General features: G+C 65.0%; 19 protein-coding genes. 13 read left to right on the plus strand and 6 right to left on the minus strand.

Annotated elements, in window-relative coordinates; all coding sequences use genetic code 11:
- Positions 1–1,176: 1,176 nt before the first annotated feature.
- Positions 1,177–2,079 carry a pirin family protein gene (locus H2509_RS17825; RefSeq protein ID WP_182167819.1) on the plus strand — a complete coding sequence of 301 codons (903 nt, stop codon included), beginning with the start codon at positions 1,177–1,179 and terminating at the stop codon, positions 2,077–2,079.
- 383 nt (positions 2,080–2,462) lie between these two features.
- Here the strand turns inward: H2509_RS17825 and H2509_RS17830 are convergent, their stop codons facing one another.
- Positions 2,463–4,019: a 2-isopropylmalate synthase gene (locus H2509_RS17830; protein WP_182167820.1), complete on the minus strand. Its 1,557-nt coding sequence runs from the start codon at positions 4,017–4,019 to the stop codon at positions 2,463–2,465.
- Positions 4,020–4,579: 560 nt separating this feature from the next.
- Between H2509_RS17830 and H2509_RS17835 the strand changes: the two genes are divergently transcribed.
- From H2509_RS17835 to H2509_RS17860, 6 genes are all read left to right on the plus strand, one after another.
- On the plus strand, positions 4,580–5,857 hold the full coding sequence (locus H2509_RS17835) for a GGDEF domain-containing protein (protein ID WP_182167821.1): 1,278 nt from the start codon (positions 4,580–4,582) through the stop codon (positions 5,855–5,857).
- 85 nt (positions 5,858–5,942) lie between these two features.
- Entirely contained in the window at positions 5,943–6,200 is a 258-nt protein-coding gene (locus H2509_RS17840) for a type II toxin-antitoxin system Phd/YefM family antitoxin (protein WP_182167822.1), read from the plus strand.
- Positions 6,197–6,592 carry a type II toxin-antitoxin system VapC family toxin gene (locus tag H2509_RS17845; RefSeq protein WP_182167823.1) on the plus strand — a complete coding sequence of 132 codons (396 nt, stop codon included), beginning with the start codon at positions 6,197–6,199 and terminating at the stop codon, positions 6,590–6,592. The genes H2509_RS17840 and H2509_RS17845 overlap by 4 nt, the downstream gene beginning before the upstream one ends.
- Before the next feature lie 18 nt (positions 6,593–6,610).
- On the plus strand, positions 6,611–7,561 hold the full coding sequence (ubiA, locus tag H2509_RS17850) for a 4-hydroxybenzoate octaprenyltransferase (protein ID WP_182167824.1): 951 nt from the start codon (positions 6,611–6,613) through the stop codon (positions 7,559–7,561).
- Between the two features lie 77 nt (positions 7,562–7,638).
- On the plus strand, positions 7,639–8,511 hold the full coding sequence (locus H2509_RS17855; protein WP_182167825.1) for a patatin-like phospholipase family protein: 873 nt from the start codon (positions 7,639–7,641) through the stop codon (positions 8,509–8,511).
- Positions 8,512–8,562: 51 nt separating this feature from the next.
- Positions 8,563–9,366, plus strand: a complete 804-nt coding sequence (locus H2509_RS17860; RefSeq protein ID WP_182167826.1) for an MBL fold metallo-hydrolase — start codon at positions 8,563–8,565, stop codon at positions 9,364–9,366.
- A 22-nt stretch (positions 9,367–9,388) separates the two neighbouring features.
- Here the strand turns inward: H2509_RS17860 and H2509_RS17865 are convergent, their stop codons facing one another.
- Both H2509_RS17865 and H2509_RS17870 read right to left on the minus strand, forming a co-directional pair.
- Positions 9,389–9,733, minus strand: a complete 345-nt coding sequence (locus H2509_RS17865) for an antibiotic biosynthesis monooxygenase family protein (protein WP_182167827.1) — start codon at positions 9,731–9,733, stop codon at positions 9,389–9,391.
- A gap of 73 nt (positions 9,734–9,806) precedes the next feature.
- Positions 9,807–10,235 (minus strand): nucleoside deaminase, encoded by a 429-nt coding sequence (locus tag H2509_RS17870; RefSeq protein ID WP_182167828.1) that lies wholly within the window; start codon positions 10,233–10,235, stop codon positions 9,807–9,809.
- A 154-nt stretch (positions 10,236–10,389) separates the two neighbouring features.
- Between H2509_RS17870 and H2509_RS21200 the strand changes: the two genes are divergently transcribed.
- The 4 genes from H2509_RS21200 (at position 10,390) to H2509_RS17890 (ending at position 13,966) form a co-directional block, all read left to right on the plus strand.
- Positions 10,390–11,988 (plus strand): pseudouridine synthase, encoded by a 1,599-nt coding sequence (locus H2509_RS21200; protein WP_182167829.1) that lies wholly within the window; start codon positions 10,390–10,392, stop codon positions 11,986–11,988.
- On the plus strand, positions 11,985–12,545 hold the full coding sequence (rsmD, locus tag H2509_RS17880; RefSeq protein ID WP_182167830.1) for a 16S rRNA (guanine(966)-N(2))-methyltransferase RsmD: 561 nt from the start codon (positions 11,985–11,987) through the stop codon (positions 12,543–12,545). Before H2509_RS21200 ends, rsmD begins: the two co-directional genes overlap by 4 nt.
- Before the next feature lie 126 nt (positions 12,546–12,671).
- Positions 12,672–13,409, plus strand: a complete 738-nt coding sequence (locus tag H2509_RS17885; protein WP_182167831.1) for an autoinducer binding domain-containing protein — start codon at positions 12,672–12,674, stop codon at positions 13,407–13,409.
- Between the two features lie 158 nt (positions 13,410–13,567).
- Complete coding sequence (locus tag H2509_RS17890; protein ID WP_182167832.1) at positions 13,568–13,966, plus strand: helix-turn-helix domain-containing protein; 399 nt, start codon at positions 13,568–13,570, stop codon at positions 13,964–13,966.
- A 29-nt stretch (positions 13,967–13,995) separates the two neighbouring features.
- Here the strand turns inward: H2509_RS17890 and mutL are convergent, their stop codons facing one another.
- Positions 13,996–15,843: a DNA mismatch repair endonuclease MutL gene (gene mutL / locus H2509_RS17895; RefSeq protein ID WP_182167833.1), complete on the minus strand. Its 1,848-nt coding sequence runs from the start codon at positions 15,841–15,843 to the stop codon at positions 13,996–13,998.
- Positions 15,844–15,994: 151 nt separating this feature from the next.
- Between mutL and H2509_RS17900 the strand changes: the two genes are divergently transcribed.
- Both H2509_RS17900 and H2509_RS17905 read left to right on the plus strand, forming a co-directional pair.
- Positions 15,995–16,867 (plus strand): TIGR01459 family HAD-type hydrolase, encoded by an 873-nt coding sequence (locus tag H2509_RS17900; protein ID WP_182167834.1) that lies wholly within the window; start codon positions 15,995–15,997, stop codon positions 16,865–16,867.
- 137 nt (positions 16,868–17,004) lie between these two features.
- Positions 17,005–18,735 carry an alkaline phosphatase family protein gene (locus tag H2509_RS17905; protein ID WP_182167835.1) on the plus strand — a complete coding sequence of 577 codons (1,731 nt, stop codon included), beginning with the start codon at positions 17,005–17,007 and terminating at the stop codon, positions 18,733–18,735.
- 16 nt (positions 18,736–18,751) lie between these two features.
- On the opposite strand, the gene H2509_RS17910 is transcribed toward H2509_RS17905, so the two are convergent.
- Positions 18,752–19,432 carry a protein phosphatase CheZ gene (locus H2509_RS17910; protein WP_182167836.1) on the minus strand — a complete coding sequence of 227 codons (681 nt, stop codon included), beginning with the start codon at positions 19,430–19,432 and terminating at the stop codon, positions 18,752–18,754.
- A 207-nt stretch (positions 19,433–19,639) separates the two neighbouring features.
- On the minus strand, positions 19,640–20,023 hold the full coding sequence (locus tag H2509_RS17915) for a response regulator (RefSeq protein WP_182167837.1): 384 nt from the start codon (positions 20,021–20,023) through the stop codon (positions 19,640–19,642).
- Positions 20,024–20,150: the final 127 nt, after the last annotated feature.

A 20,150-nucleotide genomic window follows, 5' to 3' on the forward strand; every position in this document is an offset into this window, starting at 1 on the left:
GTTACTGGATGCCCGGTCGAGCCGGGCATGACAGGATATGCTGCGGCCTTCGGGTGGATCGCCGGATCTGGGCCCGGCGAAGACGAGCGGAGAGGCACTCCCCCAACACATGCGCCCGAATGAATGTGACCACCAACCGGGAGTTGCGCTTTTCTCCGTATATTTCTCAGGATAGAATGCGCACAGGGTCGGCGAAAAAGGCTGGCCCGGGGGCTTAGCAACCCCTACCACAACGGCTGGCATCAGCCGTATTGATGCCTCCTCGACCTCAGGGGTCCAAACCCTCATGGCCGGGGAGGCGATGGCGCATGTCCAAGGGCTTGCCCTAAAGGCCATCGCGGCCGCCTTGTGGTCGGCTTGCTAACTCCCCGGTCGCCAGAGGTCTTCCTCTGGCGTTCACCGTTTCATTCGGGGAGGAAAGCCATGGCCGTCACCGCCTTTGGCATCACCACCATTTCATTGGTCACCGCATGGCTCGACTACCGCCTGCGACGCTACCAACTCACCCTCGCCGACAAGCACCACGCACCGCCTGCTGAGGCGGCTGTCTCCTTTTCCCCTCACCCGGCGCATTCGCGCCGACCTCTCACCCAACCGGGGTGTTCCCCGGTTGGTCGATTGAAAAACCGAAGTCGGAAACATCCGACTTCGAATGGGAGAGGTGAGGAGTGCGTGGGGACCGCCCTTACGGAAATAGTCGGCCGCTCCGGTCTGGGAACTGCTGATTGAAGCCGGCCGTGCCTCCTGCGCCCCCTCTCCCGATCGGGAGAGGGTTGGGGTGAGGGGTTCCCTCTCCGCCAATTCACGAAACACGCCCTGACGGGCGAAGGAATCGTCATGTCCGGGTCTTGCCGGACACCCGCTCGCCCCATCGAACCACCCGCACCTCAACGGTGCACAACGAGCGGGTCGCCGGTCAATGGCCCGGCGATGACGACCCCGTCTTTTTTGCGGCGCACTGCTAATCCCTCGTATCCCTTCGATTCTTCATAGGTGGGCTCGACCCCCTGACCCTGTGGCCTGACCTCGGCCGGTAGGATCGCGGCGGGGCGGTGTGTGATGCCACGCCATCGCCGGTGAACACACCGTTCCCGTCCGTGCCACTGGAACGTCCTCCCGCCTTGCCCTACCTTTGCGCCAAGCTGCCCGCAGGGTGCCAAGAAGGAACCAAGGCCCATGTCCATCCGTCCCGTCCGCCAGATCTCGTCCGCTCAGGCCACCATGGAAGGCGCCGGCGTGCACCTGCATCGCGCCTTCGGCTTCCAGGATCCGACGATGGCCGATCCCTTCCTGCTGTTCGACGATTTCCGCAACGAGCGGCCGGCCGACTATATGGCGGGCTTCCCATGGCATCCCCATCGCGGCATCGAGACGATCACCTATGTGCTGGCGGGAACCGTCGATCACGGCGACAGCCTCGGCAATGCCGGAACGCTCGGCGCGGGCGACGTGCAGTGGATGACGGCCGGGCGCGGCATCCTGCATCAGGAAATGCCGAAGGGGGACCAGCAGGGCCGCATGCACGGTTTCCAGCTCTGGGCGAACCTGCCCTCCTCGCTGAAGATGACCGAGCCGCGCTACCAGGACGTCAAGGGCGCGGATATTCCGGTCATCGTCGACGATGACGGCACCATCGTGCGCGTCGTCTGCGGCGAGTTCTGGGGCAAGCGCGGGCCGGTCGACGGCATCGCCGCCGAGCCGCAATATCTCGACATCTTCGTGCCGGCCGGCAGGCGCAAGGCGTTTCCTGTAGACACGCGGCGGCAAGCCTTCGCCTATATTTTCGAGGGCTCCGGCAGCTTCCGCGATGCCTCCAATCCCTTCGGCGTGCTGACGGAAAAGGAATTCGCCGGCGAGGAACTGACGATCCGCGACGAGTCCGGCAACCGGACGCTCGTCCTCTTCGACGCCGGCGACGAGGTGGTCGTGCAGGCGGGCGAACAGGGCATCCGCTTCCTGCTCGTTTCCGGCGCGCCGATCCGCGAGCCGGTCGCCTGGCACGGGCCCATCGTCATGAACACCCGCGAAGAGCTGATCCAGGCGGTGACGGAACTGCGCAACGGCACGTTCATAAGGTAGGCGCCAGCCCTTCCGGTTTGCCTCACGTTCCCGTCATGCCGGACAAGCGAGGCGCAGCCGAGCGCCGATCCGGCGATCCACGGAAGGCTGCGGCTAGCCGAAGCGCTGCGTGGATACGCGGGTCAGGCCCGCGTATGACGACCCGGGAGGTTACGGCAAAAAGCGTCCGCAAACTCTGTCATGCCCGGCTCGGTCGGGCATCCAGTAACCGCCGTGGCCGGATATCCAGCCGCCAACCCATGTGTCTACTGGTTCCCCGCCTGCGCGGGGATGACACCCGAGTATAGGGCAAGCACCCTGCCACAAACTCCCGTCATGCCGGACCGCGTGCGCGGCAACGCGCATCGCTCGCCCGGGATGACGGCCAGGCGTGAGATCGCCCCTCAAATCGCCCTGAGTTCCTGATGGTCCGGGCGGTTCTGGCGGGCCAGCAGCTTGTTCAGCGCCGAGACATAGGCGCGGGCGGAAGCGACCAGCGTGTCGGTATCCGCGCCCTTGCCGGTGGTGATGCGGCCATTGGCTTCCAGCCGCACCGAAACCTCGGCCTGCGCGTCCGTGCCTTCGGTGACCGCGTGCACCTGATAGAGCGACAGCGTCGCCTGATGCGGCACGATCGCCTTGATCGCGTTGAATGTCGCGTCCACCGGGCCGTCGCCGGTTGCCTCGCGGGTCTCGTGGCGACCGTCGATATCCATGGTCAGGATCGCCTTCTGCGGCCCGCCGGTGCCGGCGATGACGGTCAGCGCGATCACCTTGATATGCTCGCCCTGGGTCGCGATCTCGGTCTCGACCAGCGCCTCGATATCCTCGTCATAGACGTGCTTCTTGCGGTCGGCCAGATCCTTGAAGCGGCGGAAGGCGTCCTCGAAGGCATTGTCGCCGATCTCGTAGCCCAGCTCCTTCAGCTTGTCGCGGAAGGCGTGGCGGCCGGAATGCTTGCCCATGACCAGCGAGGTCGACTTCACGCCCACATCTTCCGGCTTCATGATCTCGTAGGTCTCGGCATTCTTCAGCATGCCGTCCTGGTGGATGCCGCTTTCATGCGCGAAGGCATTCTTGCCGACGATCGCCTTGTTGTACTGGACCGGGAAGCCGGAGACGGCGGAGACCAGCTTGGAGGCGCGCGTCAGGAACTTCGGATCGATGCTGGTCGCGTAGGGCAAGGCGTCGCCGCGCGTGCGGATCGCCATCACGATCTCCTCCAGCGCCGCGTTGCCGGCCCGTTCGCCGAGACCGTTGACGGTGCATTCGATCTGCCGCGCGCCGCCGGCGACACCGGCCAGCGAATTGGCGACCGCCAGGCCCAGGTCGTCATGGCAATGCACGGAGAAGATCGCCTTGTCGGCATCCGGCACGCGGTTGCGGATCTCGACGAACATCGCCTTGTATTCGTCCGGCGTGGCGTAGCCGACCGTATCCGGCAGGTTGATCGTCGTGGCGCCCGCCCTGATCGCCGCTTCCACGCACTTGCACAGATAGTCGATCGGCGTGCGGGTGGCGTCCATGGCCGACCACTCGACGTCGTCGATCAGGTTGCGCGAGCGCGCCACCGTATCGGTGATGATGGCGAGCACCTGCTCTTCCGTCTTGTTCATCTGGTACTGCAGATGGATCGGCGAGGTGGAGACGAAGGTGTGGATGCGGCCGCGCTCGGCCAGGCGCACCGCCTCGCCGCAGCGGTCGATATCGGCGTGGATCGCGCGGGCCAAACCGGCCACGACGGAGTTGCGGGTGCGCTTGGCGATCTCGCTGACCGCCTCGAAATCGCCGTTGGAGGCGATCGGAAAGCCGGCCTCGATGATATCGACGCCCATTTCGTCGAGGATCTCGGCGACCTGCAGCTTCTCCTCCAGTGTCATGGAGGCGCCCGGCGACTGCTCGCCGTCGCGCAGGGTGGTGTCGAAGATGCGTACGTGGTCCTTGGTGCTGTCAACGCTCATGGATCGGTGTCCCTGGCTCTGGCGCCCTCGCCGCTTGCCGGCCATTCAGGCGGAGGGGACGGGCGCGAAAAATCGTGTCGGATGATTTCGGCTTCTCTCCCCTAAGTGCCCGCCTTCTCGAAACGAAGGCTGCCGACGCTCAGGGGCATCTAAGGAGAAGAAGGTCGCCGATAAGAAGAAGGCCGCGCGAAAGCCGCGCATCGATCGCGAAGGATGCGTCAATCGCAACAGCGGCAGAGCGGCCATCGGCGATCATCGTGCGATCTCGTTCCCTTCTCCGGCCTCGTCCGCCCGTCTTGAAATGGGGCACCGAGCCGTATCCATGCACTTGAACGGAGGCCGAAAGGCGCTGCCCGTTCCGGTTTCAACACTTCTGGTAACCGATCCCCGGCCGTTTCGCAAGACCGCTGCCGGCGCATGGCGCACCGCGGAATTCAAAAGCGAAGCAAACCGACATGTCAGACATACGAAGGCTTGCGGACGACTCGCGGGCATGCTGAACTCCGCGCAAATCACCAATGCCTGCCCTCCCGAATCCTTTTCCTTACGCAGTTGACGAGATGCAGTTCTACAATCTTCTCCTTCTTATCGGCCAGGCGATCCTCTATTTCACCGTCATGGTCTGCCTGTTGCAGTCACGTCACCGGATCGGGCTCGGCGTCTTCCTCTGTGCGCTCGGCGTGATGCACTTCCTGGAGACCTACCTCGCCAGCGTCTTCTACATCGCACTGCCCTTCGGCGTGATTTCGCCAGGCTCCACCGTGCTTTTCTCCGGCAAGCTGATGATGATCCTGCTCCTCTACATCAAGGAGGATGCGGCCATCGTCCGCCAGCCGATCTACGGCCTGCTGGTCGGCAATTTCCTGCTTGTCGGCCTGGTGATGATCCTGCGCAATCACCAGACGCTGCCGCTGATCGACGGCAAGGTGCCGGATATCGCCTTCATCGACGAGATCGGCTGGCTGATGATCTGGGGCACGACGCTGCTGTTCGTCGATTCGATCGGCATCATCCTGCTTTACGAACGCATCGGCTCGTGGTTTCGCGCCTTCCCGGCCTTGCGCATCCTCATTTGCGCCATGGCGGTGCTGACCTTCGACCAGCTCGGCTTCTACGTGGCGCTGCGGGTGATTTCCGGCGCGCCGATCGAAGTGCTCTATGGCGGCTGGATGGCCAAGATGGGCGCGGCAGCCGTCTATACCGTGCTCTTCGTGATTTTCCTGCGGCTGACGCGGCACCACGAGGCGCGCAGCGTCGTCAGCCTCGGCGTCGGCGACATCTTCCATGTGCTGACCTATCGCGAACGCTACGAGCAGTTGCTTGAGGCGGCGGGCCGCGACCACCTGACCGGGGCCTATGGCCGCAGCCGCTACGACGCCGAGGGCCCGCGCATCATCGAGGCCGCCGTCCGCCGGGGCCAGCCTCTCAGCATGCTGGTGATCGACATCGACAATTTCAAGCTGATCAACGACAGCCTCGGCCATACCGCCGGCGACCGTATCCTGAAGAAAGTGTCCGACGTGCTGATGGCCAATCTGCGCAGCGATGACCACCTGTTCCGCTACGGCGGCGAGGAATTCGTCGTGATCTGCGAGAGGCTGCCCAAGGAAGCGGCCCACTCCATGGCCGACCGGCTGCGGCGCACGATCAGCGACGCGATCCTGAAGGACGAAGGCAGCGAGGTCACGGTGAGCGTCGGCATCTCCGCCGCCCCCGCCGACGGCCGCAGCCTGCTGCAGCTCTTCGAGCATGCCGACCGCCGCCTCTACAGCGCCAAGCAGAGCGGCCGCGACCGCGTCTGCGCCGATGATGCCGCCTACGCGTCCGCCCCGGCGTGACGCCTGAAAATTGCAACACGATTGAATTGGACCATCTAATGGTCTATTTTTCTGTTTTGGGAACGACTCCGGAACAGGGCGAGCAATGCGCGTCTCCGTGACAGAGGCCAAAGGCCAACTGACCGAATTGGTGCGGCGCGCCGAAGCCGGGGATGAGGTCATCCTTACGCGGCATGGGCATGCAGCCGTGCGCCTTGTTCCGATGAAGGAGACGCCGGACCGCAAGTCACGCCGGGCCCTGCTTGAAGCGGTGAAGGCTGCGGGCGCTGCAAAGGCGGCGGCGGGGCCAAAGGCGGCCCGCAGCCAGGATTTCCTCTACGGCGACGACGGCATGCCCGAATGATTGCCGTCGACACGTCCGCGCTCATGGCGATCGTGCTCGGGGAAGCGGAAGCCGATGCCTGCATCGCCGCATTGGAAGCCGAGGACGAACTGCTGATTTCCGCCGGCACCGTCGCCGAAGCCCTGATCGTCGCCGCGCGGCGCAATGTCGGCGAGGAAATGCAGCGCCTGATCGATGGACTGGGCTTCGAAGTGGTGAGCGTGACGCCGGCCTCGGCCCGGCGCATCGCGCAGGCTTACGCCCGTTGGGGCAAGGGTGCCCATCCCGCCGCGCTGAATTTCGGCGACTGCTTTGCCTACGAAATTGCAAGCGAGCGCGCCTGCCCTCTCCTTTTCGTCGGCGGGGATTTCAGGGCCACGGATGTCAAAAGCGCTCTTTCGCCCGGCGCCTGAAAGGCTTATCACCGGAGCATGACCAGACAGTACGACACGTTCGGCGGGCGCGTTGCCGATGCGGTGAAGGGCCACTGGGTCGACACCCATGCGCCCGAATGGCTGCGCCCCTATGCAAGGCTCGCCCGCTGGGAACGGCCGATCGGCTGGTGGCTGCTTTTGTGGCCCTGCTGGTGGTCGGCGGCCCTTGCGGCGATCGCTTCCGGCAGCGCCATCCCCAATCCGTGGCATCTCGCGCTCTTCATGATCGGCGCCATTGCCATGCGCGGCGCGGGGTGCACCTACAACGATCTGGTCGACCAGGATATCGATGCGAAGGTCGCCCGCACCCGCTCGCGGCCGATCCCGTCCGGCCAGGTCACGCCCTTCATGGCCAAGGTGTTCCTCGTGGCGCAGGCGCTGGTCGGCCTCGCCGTGCTCCTGAGCTTCAACCGCTTCTCGATCATCCTGGGCTTCGCCTCGCTGCTGCCGGTCGCGATCTATCCCTTCATGAAGCGGGTGACGAACTGGCCGCAACTCTTTCTGGGTTTTGCCTTTTCCTGGGGCGCGCTGATGGGCTGGGCCGCCACGTTCGGCAGTCTCGGCCTTGCGCCCGTGCTGCTTTATGTGGGCGGCATCCTGTGGACGATCGGTTACGACACGATCTACGCGCATCAGGACAAGGAAGACGACGCGCTGGTCGGCGTCAGGTCCACCGCGCGCCTGTTCGGCGAGCGGACCAAACCCGCCCTCGTGCTGCTCTATGGCGGCGCGACCCTCCTCTTCACGCTCGCCGCTGCAGCCGCCGATGCGGGCCCGCTCGCCTTCGCGGGACTGGCTCTCGGCGCCTTGCATCTTGCCTACCAGGTCGTCCGGCTCGACATCGACGACGCGGACCAGTGCCTCGCCCTCTTCCGCTCCAACACCCGCTACGGCTGGATCGTCTTTGCGGGCTTCGTTCTGGACGCGATGGTCGCAAGGCTGCTTTAGGGTCCAAATTCCTTGCGCCCCGCCGACGCCGGTGTCACGCTTGGCTCCTCGCAAGTCAGCGATGAAGGCCAGCCCAGATGACCCAGCCACGGATTGGACTTGCCCTTGGCGGCGGCGGTGCGCGCGGCCTTGCCCATATCCCGGTGCTCGAGGCCTTCGACGACCTGGGCATCAGGCCGCACGCCATGGCGGGCACCTCCATCGGCGCGCTGCTGGGGGCGGCCTATGCGGGCGGAATGGCGGGCGAAGCGATGCGCAGCTTCGCGGAGGACACTTTCCGCGACCGCAATGCGGTGCTCGCCAAGCTGTGGAAGCTTCGGCCCAAGCGCTTCGCCGATCTATTCGGCGGCGGCGGGCTGATGCAGTTCGAGGCCCTCAAGGTGCTTGAGGTCTTCATCGGCGACGCCATCCCGGCGACCTTCGCCGACCTCAGGCTCCCGCTTGCCGTCATCGCCACCGATTTCTACGGCTGCAAGGAACTGGACCTGCGGACGGGCAACCTGCATGCGGCCGTCGCCGCGTCCATCGCCATACCCGCCCTTTTCCGCCCGGTCACCATCGACGGGCGCATCGTCATCGACGGGGGGGTGGTCAATCCCCTTCCCTTCGACGCCCTGCCGAAAACCTGCGACATTATCGTCGCCGTCGACGTGGTCGGCTCGCCGAGCCCGCGCCGCAAGCGCCAGAACCCGAGCGCCACGGATGCGCTTTTCGGCGCCACGCAGATCCTGATGCAGACCATCACCTCGCAAAAGCTCAGAAGCCGCAGGCCGGACATCCTGGTAAAGCCGGATATCGATTCCTTCCGCGTCCTCGACTTCCTCAAGGCCGACAAGGTGCTGGAAGCCGCCGAGCCGATCCGCGAAACGGTGAAGCGCCAGGTCGCCGACGCGATCGAGGCACACGACAAGGCCGCCGCCAAAGGCGAACGCCACCGCCTGCAGGCTTGAAGGCGGGCAGCGCGCTCCTATCCTTCGGAGAGGATCTCGGGAGAACCGCTCATGCTTCAGCGTCTTGCCTGCGCAATCCGGCTAATCCTCGCGGCGCTTTTGATGTCGCTCCTCGGCGCCGGTCCTTCCCTCGCGATCTGCCAGCTCGTTTCGCAGAACGGCTTCGAGGGTCTGGTGCCCCTGAAGACCGCTCTTGCGCCCAACCAGCTCCAGATCCGCTACATCGGGCACTCGACCTTCGAGATCGAGACGCCGACAGGCCTCAGGATCGCCACCGACTACAACGGCACCATGAAGCCAGACCGCATCCCGAATGTCGTCACCATGAACGGCGCGCACGGCACCCATTTCACCTTCAATCCGGAACCGGAAATCGAGCATGTGCTGCTCGGCTGGAACCCGGAAGGCGGGCCGATGGACCACGACCTGACAATCCGGGACGTGCGCATCCGCAATATCCAGACCAACACGCGCGGCTGGGACGGCGAGACGCGGAGGCTGGGCAACTCGATCTTCATCTTCGAGACCGCCGAGCTTTGCATCGCCCATCTCGGCCACCTGCATCAACGGCTGACGGACGAGGACCTGACCCGGCTCGGACGCATCGACATCGTCTTCGTGCCGGTGGACGGCTCGGTGACGCTCGGCCACGACAGCATGGCCGAAGTGCTGCAGGCGATCGGCCCGCGCGTGGTGATCCCCATGCACGCCTTCACCTACGGCTCGCTGCAGTCCTTCAGCGCCAGGCTGGCGCTGGCCGGCTATCAGGTCGAACTGTCCGACAGCCCGGTCTATATCGCCAGCCGGGCGACCCTGCCGGCGGCCCCGACGCTGCTTGTCCTGCCGGGCAGATAGCCTGGGGATCAGGATTTACCGCTCAGCCGTGGATGGCGAGGCTGTCCTCGGGCGTCGCCTCGCGCTCCTCCAGGCCATAGTCGCGCAGCACCTGCGTCACGCGCAGCCGGTAGGCGGAAAAGATCTTGTTGCGGCCCATGGCCTGCGCCTTGCGGTGCTCGGCCGTGTTGCGCCAGGCTTTCACCGCTTCCTCGTCGCGCCAGACGGAGAGCGACAGGATCTTGCCCGGATTGGTGAGGCTCTGGAATCGCTCCACCGAGATGAAGCCATCGATCGTTTCAAGAATGGGCTTCAGGTCGGCGGCAATATCCAGATATTCCGCGCGGTGTTCGTCCCTGGGTTCCACTTCGAAAATCACGGCAATCATCGTTATTGTCCTTGATGGGGTGCATTCGCTGCAGTGGATGCGGGGGCGGCGGGATTTGCAAGCCAATCCCGCGTTATCGCCGCTCCTTGAAGAAGGTCTTCAACAGCTCCGCCGCATCCTTCTCGCCGATGCCGGAATAGACGTCGGGCGCGTGGTGACAGGTCGGGCTCGCGTAGAAGCGCACGCCATGCTCCACCGCGCCGCCCTTTTCGTCCGCCGCGCCGAAATAGAGCCGGCGGATACGGGCGAAGGAAATCGCCGCCGCGCACATCGGACAGGGTTCGAGCGTCACATAGAGATCGCAATCGACGAGGCGCTGCGAGGAAAGGCGTTTGCCCGCCGCACGGATCACCTGGATCTCCGCATGGGCGGTCGGGTCGTCGAGTTCGAGCGTCCGGTTGCCGTCGGCCGCGATCACCTCGCCCTTGCAGACGAGGACGGCGCCGATCGGCACCTCGCCGCGGGCGGCCGCCTTTCGCGCTTCATCCAGCGCCAGATCCATGAAGCCCGGCGATGTCTTCGCAGGTTTTTCGAATGCATTCGACATGGCGAGCGAAAATAGGGGGGTCCAGGTCGCTTGTCACGATATGGCCGCAGAGCTGTCTCCCGCATTTCTCGCGTTCCGTTTCCCTCGCCGCTCTGGTATGACGCGCGCCATGACGAAAGATGACACTCCCAAGGGACCGAGAGGCGGCAAGCGCCCCTCTCATTCTTCCCGCAATTCGGCGCCCCGCAAGCCGGGCCCCGGCCGTCCGCAACGCACCTGGAGCCGCGACGGCGCTCCGGAGCGCGAACCGGGGCGTTCGGATGAGCGCGGCGGCAAGCCCGCCTTCGCCAAGCACCCCCGGCCCGAGCGTGCCCGGCCCGAGCGTGAGGGCGGCCGGTTCGCCGACAGGCCGCGCGACGAGCGCAAGCCCTTTGTGAAGCGCGAGCGGCCGGACCGTGCCAAGCCCGCGCGCCCGAGGCCCGCTGTGGCGGAGGTCGCCCAAGCGGTGGAAAAAACCTCCGCCTATGAGGGCGAGCGTATCGCCAAGGTGATGGCGCGCGCCGGCCTCTGCTCGCGCCGCGATGCCGAGGAATGGATCCGCGCCGGACGGGTGAGCATCAACGGCAAGGTGCTGGAAACCCCGGCGATGACGGTCGCCGAAGGCGACACGGTGCTGGTCGACGGCGAGCCGCTGCCCCTTCGCGAACGCACCAGGCTCTGGCTCTTCCACAAGCCGCGCGGCGTGGTGACCACCAGCCACGATCCGGAAGGCCGCACCACGGTGTTCGACCGCCTGCCGGACGACCTGCCGCGCGTGATCGCGGTCGGCCGGCTCGACATCAACACCGAGGGTCTGCTGCTGCTCACCAATGACGGCGGTCTTGCCCGCGTGCTGGAACTGCCGGCGACCGGCTGGCTGCGCCGCTACCGCGTGCGCGCCTTCGGCAAGGTCACCCAGGCCGACCTCGACAAGCTTGCCGACGGCATCGCCATCGACGGCGTGCTCTATGGCGCGATCGAGGCATCGCTCGACAAGGAACAGGGCGACAATGTCTGGCTGACACTCGGCCTGCGCGAGGGCAAGAACCGTGAGGTCAAGCGGGTGCTGGAGCATCTGGGCCTTGCGGTGAACCGCCTGATCCGCGTCTCCTTCGGTCCTTTCCAGCTCGCCGACCTCGAGGAAGGCGAAGTGCGGGAGATCCGTGGTCGCGTGCTGCGCGACCAGCTTGGCGAGCGGCTGGCCCAGGAAGCGGGCACGGATTTCGAGGCACCGATCGTGAACGAACCCGTGCAGGCTGCGCCTGCGCGCGGCCGGGCGAAGGATACCCGCGACCGGAAGCCGAAGCCCGATGCCGGCTGGCTGAGCGCCAAGGAAGGCCGCGCCGCCGTCGCAGGCGGCAGGAAGAAGGCCGCCTATCGGTCCGACGACACGCGCGGACCGCGCCCGCGCCGCGACACTCGCGACGGCGATGATGGCGCACGCAGCGAACGACCCCGCCGCGAGGGCCCGAAGCGAGAGGGCAGCCGCGAGGATCGGCCTCAGAAGGTCTCGCCGCGCAGCCGTTTCCGCCTGACGAAGGAGCCGAAACCAAGGTCCAAGCCCGATTTCGACCGGGGCCCGCGAACCAGCCGCCGCCGCATCTGGGACGAGGACGGCAATCTCGTCGAGGTCCAGACCACCGAAGCCCCCAAGGGAAAGTTCCCCGGCAAGCGCGGTGGCCCGGATCGGGGCGGGCCTGATCGGGGTGGTCGGGGCGGCAAGCGATGAGGATCATCGCCGGCCGCTTCAAGGGGGCAGCCCTTGCCACGCCGAAAGGCCAGGGCACGCGTCCGACCAGCGACCGCCTGCGCGAAACGATCTTCAACATCCTCGCCCACGGCCTTGGCGAAGCGAGCGACTGCGTCGAGAACGCCCGCGTCATCGACCTCTTTGCCGGTACCGGCGCGCTCGGCATCGAGGCGCTGAGCCGCGGCGCCCGTTCCTGTCTCTTCGTGGAAGAGGCCGTGGAGCCGCGCGGCGTGATCCGCCGCAATGTCGAGACGCTGGGCCTCAACGGCGTGACCAAGATCTTCCGCCGCGACGCCACCCGTCTTGGCGAGGTGGGCACTATCGAGCCCTTCACGCTGCTTTTTGCCGATCCGCCCTACAACAAGGGTTTCGGCGATAAGGCGCTCGCCTCCGCACTCGCCGGCGGCTGGCTGAAACCCGGCGCGATCTGCGTGCTGGAGGAAGACGCAAGGGCGGCAATCGACATCCCGGCGGGCTTGGCCGAACTCGACCGCCGCACGGTCGGCGACAGCCAGATCCTGTTCCTGAAAGCGTGACGCCGGCACCGACCGGTTTCCGCGATTTGCGCTGGGTTGTACGCTGAAGCAACAGACAACTCTTGTTGGCACGCGAAAAACGCCACCTACTTCAGGCAGGTCTCGAACTTGCGAGAGGGGGAGCCGGTGGCGTCGACATTGGACCAGACACTCGAAATCATTGCCAGGATCGACCGGGCGGTGACGCCCGAGGAAATCTGCGACGGTCTCACATCCTTTACCGCCCGCTTCGGCCTCGGCTCGATGATCGCCGGGACAATGCCGTCGCCAACGGATCGAAGGCGGCAACAGGAGCAACACCTGTTGCTGTCAGGATTTCCGGACGGCTGGATGGATCGCTACCTGAGCCAGAACTACGTCCACATCGATCCGGTGATACGGCGTATCCAGAGCGACCTTGCCCCCTTCGAATGGTCGCAAGCGTTGCCGTATATCAGCAGCCGGACCGCATCGGTTGCCCATCGCATGTTCGGCGAGGCGCGAGAACACAGGCTTGCAACGGGGTTTGCCGTTCCCTTGATCACGCCGGACGGCGCGATTGCGGCGATTTCCTTTGGCGGCGAACGCCTGGAACTGCCGCCCGAGGCGCCGGGCATGATCAGCATGATCGGCTCCTACGCCATAGGTCGCGCCATCGAACTCCGCAGCCGTGAAGCCAGACGGCGCGATGCCGGGCTGACACCACGGGAAATCGAGTGCCTGAAATGGGCTGCCGACGGCAAGACGGAGTGGGAAATCAGCGTCATTCTGACCATCTCCGAGCACACGGCCGACAAGCATCTGGCCAACGCGCAACGCAAGCTGCGCGCGGCAAACCGAGCGCAGGCGATCGCCAACGCCATGCGCCTCGGGCTCATCCTGTAACGGCCGAATCTACTGCGATCGCGGTATCGCTTCCGCCTGCAAGCCGTGATCCAACTTCGCTGCAAGGCCGCGTGAGCCAGCGCCGGTTTCTCCGGCGGCCAGAAGCGCGGTGCGTCAGGCAGGGAGTTGAAGGCGGATTGAAAACGAGAAGCAGGAGCATGCCCGATCCTGTCGACGTTCACGTCGGTGCGCGCATTCGACGGAGGCGGACCGCTCTCGGATTGTCACAGGCAAGCCTTGGACAAAGCATCGGCATCTCGTCGCAACAAATCCAGAAATACGAACGAGGCAGCAATCGCGTCGGCGCGGGCGCACTCTATGCCCTGGCGCGTGTGCTGAACGTACCCATCCCCTATTTCTTCGGGAACGCAGCGCAATCGGCGGAGCCTGAGCCGGGTTCTCAAGAAACTCCCCAGCCCTCGGTCGCACCGTTGGTGATGTCGAAGGACCACATGGTCCTCAACACCGCATTTCAAAAAATCCGCAATCCGCAAACACGCCACAAGATAATCGAACTGGTCGAGCAGCTTGCGAGAGAGTCGGACGAGAGCGAGTAGTCGGCGGCCGTCGTAAGCGGGGCCGCCCTTTACTTCCGCCCGAACAGCCGTTCGATGTCGGAAAGCTTCAGTTCGATCCAGGTCGGGCGGCCGTGATTGCACTGGCCGGAGTGGGGCGTTGCCTCCATGTCGCGCAGGAGCGCGTTCATCTCCTGCGGGCGAAGCCTGCGGCCCGCGCGCACCGAACCGTGGCAGGCCATGGTCGCCGCCACATGGTCGAGCCGCTCCCTCAGCCGCGTGGCGCTGTCCCATTCGGCGATATCGTCGGCAAGGTCCGTCACGAGACCCTGGATATCGATGTCGCCAAGAAGCGAGGGCACCTCGCGCACCACGATCGCGCCGGGGCCGAACGGTTCCAGAACCAGGCCAACAGCTTCGAGTTCGTCCGCCCGTTCGCCAAGGCGGGCGACATCGTCCTCGGCGAGTTCCACGACTTCCGGGATAAGCAGGATCTGGCGGGAAACGCCCTTGGCGGCGAGGGCTTCCTTCAGCCGCTCATAGACCAGACGTTCATGCGCCGCATGCTGGTCGACAATGACGATACCCTTGTCCGTCTGCGCGATGATGTAGGTCTCGTGCACCTGCGCGCGCGCCGCGCCGAGCGGCAGCCGCTGGAGGTCGTCGCCGGGCGCGGCCTCGTGCGCCCGTGCGTCCGCCGAGGGGGCGGCGATATCGAGGAGCGCGTGCTGTTCCTCGGCGAATGCCGGCGCGGCTGCCTCGGCGACACCGACTGCCGATGATACTTGCGGACGATAGGCCGAGGCGCGCCAGTCATAGGACCCGGACGGTCGCGATTGCGTCGCATGGGACGGTTGGCGGGGCGCCTCGCCGGAACGCGCGAGGATATCGATCGCCGATGCCGCATTGCTGGTCGACGAGCGGTGGCCGGCCTCCGTCAGAGCCTGCTTCAGGGCGCCGACGACGAGCCCGCGCACCAGTTGTCCGTCGCGAAAGCGGACGTCGGCCTTGGTCGGATGCACGTTGACGTCGACCTGACGGGGATCGAGGTCAATGAAAAGCACGACGACGGGATGGCGGTCGCGGGCCAGCACGTCGGCATAGGCGCCACGCAGCGCCGAAAGCAGCAGCTTGTCGCGCACCGGGCGGCCGTTGACGAAGAAGAACTGCGACAGCGAGTTGGCCCGGTGGAAGGTCGGCAAACCCGCCAGCCCTTCGAGCCTCACGCCTTCCCGCTCGGCCGAAAGCCGCATGGCGTTCTCGACGAAGGAACCGCCGAGCACCTGGGCGATACGGGCCTCGAGCGCGCCGCTTCCTGCGGCGGCCGGGAAGTCGCTTGCCTGACGGTCCGCGCCGGAGAGCTGGAAGCGGATATCGGGATGCGCGAGCGCGAGCCGCTTCACCACATCCGTGATGGCGGCGGCTTCCGCCCGGTCGGATTTCAGGAACTTCAGGCGCGCCGGCGTGGAGAAGAACAGGTCCCGCACCTCGATGCGCGTGCCTTTTGTCTGTGCGACCGGCTGCAAGGCGGATTTCGCGCCGCCATCGACGGTGATCTGCCAGCCGTGGTCTTCCACCGCATGACGGCTCGCGATCGACAGGCGCGAGACGGAACCGATCGACGGCAGCGCCTCGCCGCGAAAACCGAGCGTGCGGATATCGAAGAGGTCGTCTTCGGAAAGCTTGGACGTGCAGTGCCGCTCGACCGCCAGCGCCAGGTCGTCGCGCTGCATGCCTTCGCCGTCGTCGGTAACGCGGATCAGGGATTTGCCGCCGCCCGCGGTCACCACCTCGACGCGCGAGGCGCCCGCATCGATTGCGTTCTCGACCAGTTCCTTGACGACGCTCGCCGGGCGCTCGATTACTTCACCCGCCGCAATGCGGTTGACCGCTCCCTCGCTGAGTTGCCGGATCTTCATGACAGCTTCCGCCAATGGCCTGTTCGCAATGTCCGTATGGGCGTGAATTCCAATGCCCGCCCCGATCAGTTAATGTCGCGCCCGCATCCGCGAATCTCATTCGTTTGCCCCTGACACTATCAGAGTTGGCCGCACAGGAAGAACCCGCATCATGAACGCCAACACCCCGTTGCTGATTCCCGGTCTCGAGGCCATTGCCGGCGACTATCGCGGCCTGATCTGCGACGTGTGGGGCGTGCTGCACAATGGCGTGACGGGGTTCAGGCCGGCGCGCGACGCTCTCGCCCGCTACCGCCAGGAAACCGACGGCGCCGTGGTTCTGGTAACCAATGCGCCCCGTCCCGCAGGGCCGATACGCGAGCAGTTGGGCAACCTCGGCATCGACCGCGAGGCCTATGACGATGTCGTCACCTCCGGAGACGTGACGCGCCTGCACATCAAGAAATATGCCGGCCGCCCCGTGCTTCACATCGGCCCGGAGCGCGATCTTCCCCTGTTCGACGAGACCGGCGTAACCCTCGGACGGGAAGACGATGCCGCGGCCATCGTCTGTACGGGACTTGTCGACGACACGCGCGAGGTGCCGGACGATTACCGCGAGCAGCTGAAGCGGCTCGCGGCGGCGCGCCTGCCGATGATCTGCGCCAATCCGGATATCGTGGTGGAGCGCGGCAACAGCCTCATCTGGTGCGCCGGAGCGCTCGCCCGCCTCTACGAGGATCTCGGCGGCAGCGTCATGATCCTCGGCAAACCGCACGCACCCATTTATGACGCAGCACTCGACCGCCTGTCGGCCATTACTGGCGCGCCGATCACCCGATGGGACGTGCTTGCCATCGGCGACGGCCTGCCGACCGACATCCGCGGCGCAGTCTCCCAGGATATCGACGTTCTCTTTATCACCGGCGGCATCCATGCCTCCGATTTCGGACCGACGGACACCCCCGACGAAGCGCTGATCCGCCGCCGCCTCGCGGAAGAAGGCCTGAGGGCCCGCGCCGCCCTGCCCAAACTTGCCTGGTGAAGGTCGCCGCGACCGGCGACGTTGAGGTGGTGCGAGGGCGGAAATCCACAACTCACTTGCATTCCGTCGCGTGACGCAACTTAGCGTTCGAAAAAGTTGATTACTTAATTCCGATAATTTCCAGGGGGTTGGGCAGCATGGCAAAAGACAAGCGCGTTCTGGTTATCGGCCTGGACGGTTTCGAGATCAGCCTCGCGGAAGCGATGATGCGCCGGGGCGACCTGCCGAACCTGCAGGCGCTCAAGGAGCGCAGTGCCCGGTTTCTCCTCGATCATGGCGAGGCGAAATACTCGGGCCTCGCCTGGGAGCATGTAAGCACCGGACTGACCCCGGAAGCAATCGACCGTCATGCGGCAGTGAGCTTCGACAGCCAGACCTACACCATGCGCCAGGATCCGACTTCGAATGCGCCGTTTTTTTCGGCGGTAAAGTCGAAGGCCGTCGTCTTCGACCTGCCCTATTGCGACCTGGACAAGGCCGAGGGATTGAAAGGCGTGACCGCATGGGGCGCGCATGACCCCGGCGTAAAGCCGCACTCGCGTCCCGCCGGCCTGCATGAGGAACTGGCGCAGAGGTTCGGGCCCTATCCGGCTCCCGAATTCATCTACGGCTTCACATGGCCCTCGGCGAGAAAGACCGAAGAAGCCGGCGCCGCCCTTTGCCGGGCGGTGCTGAAGCGGCGCGACTGCGCGATCTGGCTGCTGAAGGAGCGACTGCCGGACTGGAACCTTGCGATGGTCGTCGTCAGCGAGGCCCATTCGGGCCTGGAAATCCTGTGGCATGGTGTGGACCGCGATCATCCGCTGCACGAGATTCCGTCGGCCGAGCCCGCGCGCAAGGCCGTCTGCGACCTCTATCATGCGATCGATATTCTGGTCGGCGATCTCGCGGCCGCCTTTTCCGACGCCGAAATCGTAACATTCTCCATGCACGGCATGGGGACGAACGATGCCGATGTTCCCAGTATGGTGCTGCTGCCGGAGCTCATGTACCGCCGCAGCTTCGGCAAGCCTTACATGCGCGCCGGCAGATGGCGGCTGGAGGCCGGCGGCAAGCTCGCCATGCTGGACGACAAGCAGAACTGGGGCGGCGAGATGTATCGCACCATCCCCAAGCTTGCCGAGTTCAAAGACGTTCAAGGCGTGCTCGACGAGCCATTCGCCTACGACCCGGCCCGAGCGGAGCGGCTGGAATGGATGCCGACGCTGCGCTACCGGCCGTTCTGGCCGAAGATGGACGCCTTCGCCATACCCGCCTTCTATGACGGGCAGATCCGCCTGAACATGGCCGGCCGCGAAGCGGCGGGCATGGTGCCGCACGACAGATACCGGGCAAAGCTTGACGAAATAGAGAGGTTCCTCGCGGATTGCCGCGACATCGCAACAGGCAAGCCGGCGATAGCCGACATCGTGCGTACGACCAGCAATCCTTCTGCCATCGGCCCCACGCAGGCCGATATTCGCATCCGCTGGAGCGGTTGCCCGCTGGGATTGCAGCACCCGCAAGCAGGCACAATCGGCCCGGTGCCGATGCGGCGCACCGGCGGCCATTCAGGGCCATATGGATTCGTTTATTTTGCCGGGGACCGCTGGCAAAAAGGCGATGGCGGCATCCGCAACTCTTTCGATGTCGTGCCGACCGTGCTTGCCGGCCTCGGGGAGGCGGAAGCTTTGAAGATCGTATCGGGATCGCCTGTCGACGCCAAGCTGGGCCCGGAGGGCGAACGCCGTGGATTGCCCGGCGAAGGAGACGAGGTTCTGACGGCTGCAACCAGATATGCGCTCGAAACGCCGGACATCTCGCGCGCCGACATGCGGCCTCGTCCGTCGCTCGTAAGCCGGTTGTTCGGACGCAGGCTGTCCGCCTGAAACCGGACCGTCTATTCTAGCCGAACAGGCGGTCGATCTCCGCCTGGGCATCGTCTCCCAGCATGGCATCGACCTGATCCTGGGAGACGCCTTCGCCGGCGTGTTGCGGGCCATAGAGGATCAACTCGCGCTGGCGGCGCTCGGCCTCCGTCTCTTCCCGGTCACCTTCATCGTCTTCATCGGCGACACGCAACCGCTTCATGAAGGCGCTGACCCGCTCGTCGATGTAATTGAGAGTATTCACCACCTTGGAAATGCGTTGGCCGGTGATATCCTGGAACGCGCAAGCCTCGAAGATCTCGACAATCTTGTCGTTCACGGTGGCCTGGTAGGCATCGATGTCGCTCGCGTCGGCCGACATGATGGTCTCGGCGGCTTCCATGATCGTGTGGGTGGCCGATTCCGTCGCTTCGACGATGGCGTCAAGCTCACGACCGGCCTCGGGAATACGATTGTCCTTGATGTCGACGGCGCGAAGCTGGGAAATCTCGCCTTTCATGCGGCTGATTTCTTCACCTATGGCCATCAGTTCCTCGGTCACAGCCGGTTTGACTGAACCGAGAACCTCGCGCATAGACCCCGTCATGACCTGGGCCAGAAGCATCACGTCGTTCAACGTAACATCGCCGCGCCGCGTCCGGTTTTCCTCGAGAAAAGCGATCAGCTTTGCGACATCCGCCTGCTTTCTGGCCGCCATGTATTCCACCCCCTACTCGATACTGCGTGGAACCGCGAATGAAGGGCTGTCTGTTCGGAACCTCTTCGCTCCGCCTCCCCTTCTACAATCCGCCAGTCTGCGGGAATCAGACCCCGTGCGACGATCCGGCGGATGTTCGTTCCCCGTCTGGCGTCAGCCTGCCCCGGTCGGGTCGCTCTCCGGCGATCCGGCACCAGGAGCGGCGGCTTAATCCGAGAATACGGCCTCGATCTTGCCTTTCAGCGTCTGTGCGTTGAACGGCTTGACGATGTAGTTGTTCACGCCCGCCTTTTTTGCGGCGATGACGTTCTCGGTCTTCGATTCGGCCGTCACCATGATGAACGGCGTCTTGCAGAGCCCGGCATCGGAACGCACCTGCTTGAGCAGCTCGTACCCGGTCATCGGCTCCATGTTCCAGTCGGAAATCACCAGACCGTATTTGCGCTGCTTCATCTTTTCCAGCGCTTCGGTCCCGTCCGCCGCATCGTCGATATCCTCGAAACCAAGCTGCTTCAAAAGATTCCGGATGATGCGGATCATCGTCTTGTAGTCGTCCACAACGAGGACCGGCATCTGAAGATCAAGGGCCATCGTTTACTCCATACAGCCTTTGGTGCGCGCCCCGTAGCCGAAGCGCACTTTGACGCGATCTTGCCGAACAGGAGGGTGAAACTGCATCTGTCCCCGCCTCCCCACACATTCCGCAATTTAGACAGAG

Source organism: Stappia albiluteola, assembly GCF_014050225.1.
Classification (GTDB): Bacteria; Pseudomonadota; Alphaproteobacteria; order Rhizobiales; family Stappiaceae; genus Hongsoonwoonella; species Hongsoonwoonella albiluteola.

Bases quoted from the DNA above. Each gene is read 5' to 3' on its own strand.
- H2509_RS17825 (WP_182167819.1), top strand. From the start codon at position 1,177: ATGTCCATCCGTCCCGTCCGCCAGATCTCGTCCGCTCAGGCCACCATG.
- H2509_RS17830 (WP_182167820.1), bottom strand. From the start codon at position 4,019: ATGAGCGTTGACAGCACCAAGGACCACGTACGCATCTTCGACACCACC.
- H2509_RS17835 (WP_182167821.1), top strand. From the start codon at position 4,580: ATGCAGTTCTACAATCTTCTCCTTCTTATCGGCCAGGCGATCCTCTAT.
- H2509_RS17840 (WP_182167822.1), top strand. From the start codon at position 5,943: ATGCGCGTCTCCGTGACAGAGGCCAAAGGCCAACTGACCGAATTGGTG.
- H2509_RS17845 (WP_182167823.1), top strand. From the start codon at position 6,197: ATGATTGCCGTCGACACGTCCGCGCTCATGGCGATCGTGCTCGGGGAA.
- ubiA (WP_182167824.1), top strand. From the start codon at position 6,611: ATGACCAGACAGTACGACACGTTCGGCGGGCGCGTTGCCGATGCGGTG.
- H2509_RS17855 (WP_182167825.1), top strand. From the start codon at position 7,639: ATGACCCAGCCACGGATTGGACTTGCCCTTGGCGGCGGCGGTGCGCGC.
- H2509_RS17860 (WP_182167826.1), top strand. From the start codon at position 8,563: ATGCTTCAGCGTCTTGCCTGCGCAATCCGGCTAATCCTCGCGGCGCTT.
- H2509_RS17865 (WP_182167827.1), bottom strand. From the start codon at position 9,733: ATGATTGCCGTGATTTTCGAAGTGGAACCCAGGGACGAACACCGCGCG.
- H2509_RS17870 (WP_182167828.1), bottom strand. From the start codon at position 10,235: ATGGATCTGGCGCTGGATGAAGCGCGAAAGGCGGCCGCCCGCGGCGAG.
- H2509_RS21200 (WP_182167829.1), top strand. From the start codon at position 10,390: ATGACGAAAGATGACACTCCCAAGGGACCGAGAGGCGGCAAGCGCCCC.
- rsmD (WP_182167830.1), top strand. From the start codon at position 11,985: ATGAGGATCATCGCCGGCCGCTTCAAGGGGGCAGCCCTTGCCACGCCG.
- H2509_RS17890 (WP_182167832.1), top strand. From the start codon at position 13,568: ATGCCCGATCCTGTCGACGTTCACGTCGGTGCGCGCATTCGACGGAGG.
- mutL (WP_182167833.1), bottom strand. From the start codon at position 15,843: ATGAAGATCCGGCAACTCAGCGAGGGAGCGGTCAACCGCATTGCGGCG.
- H2509_RS17900 (WP_182167834.1), top strand. From the start codon at position 15,995: ATGAACGCCAACACCCCGTTGCTGATTCCCGGTCTCGAGGCCATTGCC.
- H2509_RS17905 (WP_182167835.1), top strand. From the start codon at position 17,005: ATGGCAAAAGACAAGCGCGTTCTGGTTATCGGCCTGGACGGTTTCGAG.
- H2509_RS17910 (WP_182167836.1), bottom strand. From the start codon at position 19,432: ATGGCGGCCAGAAAGCAGGCGGATGTCGCAAAGCTGATCGCTTTTCTC.
- H2509_RS17915 (WP_182167837.1), bottom strand. From the start codon at position 20,023: ATGGCCCTTGATCTTCAGATGCCGGTCCTCGTTGTGGACGACTACAAG.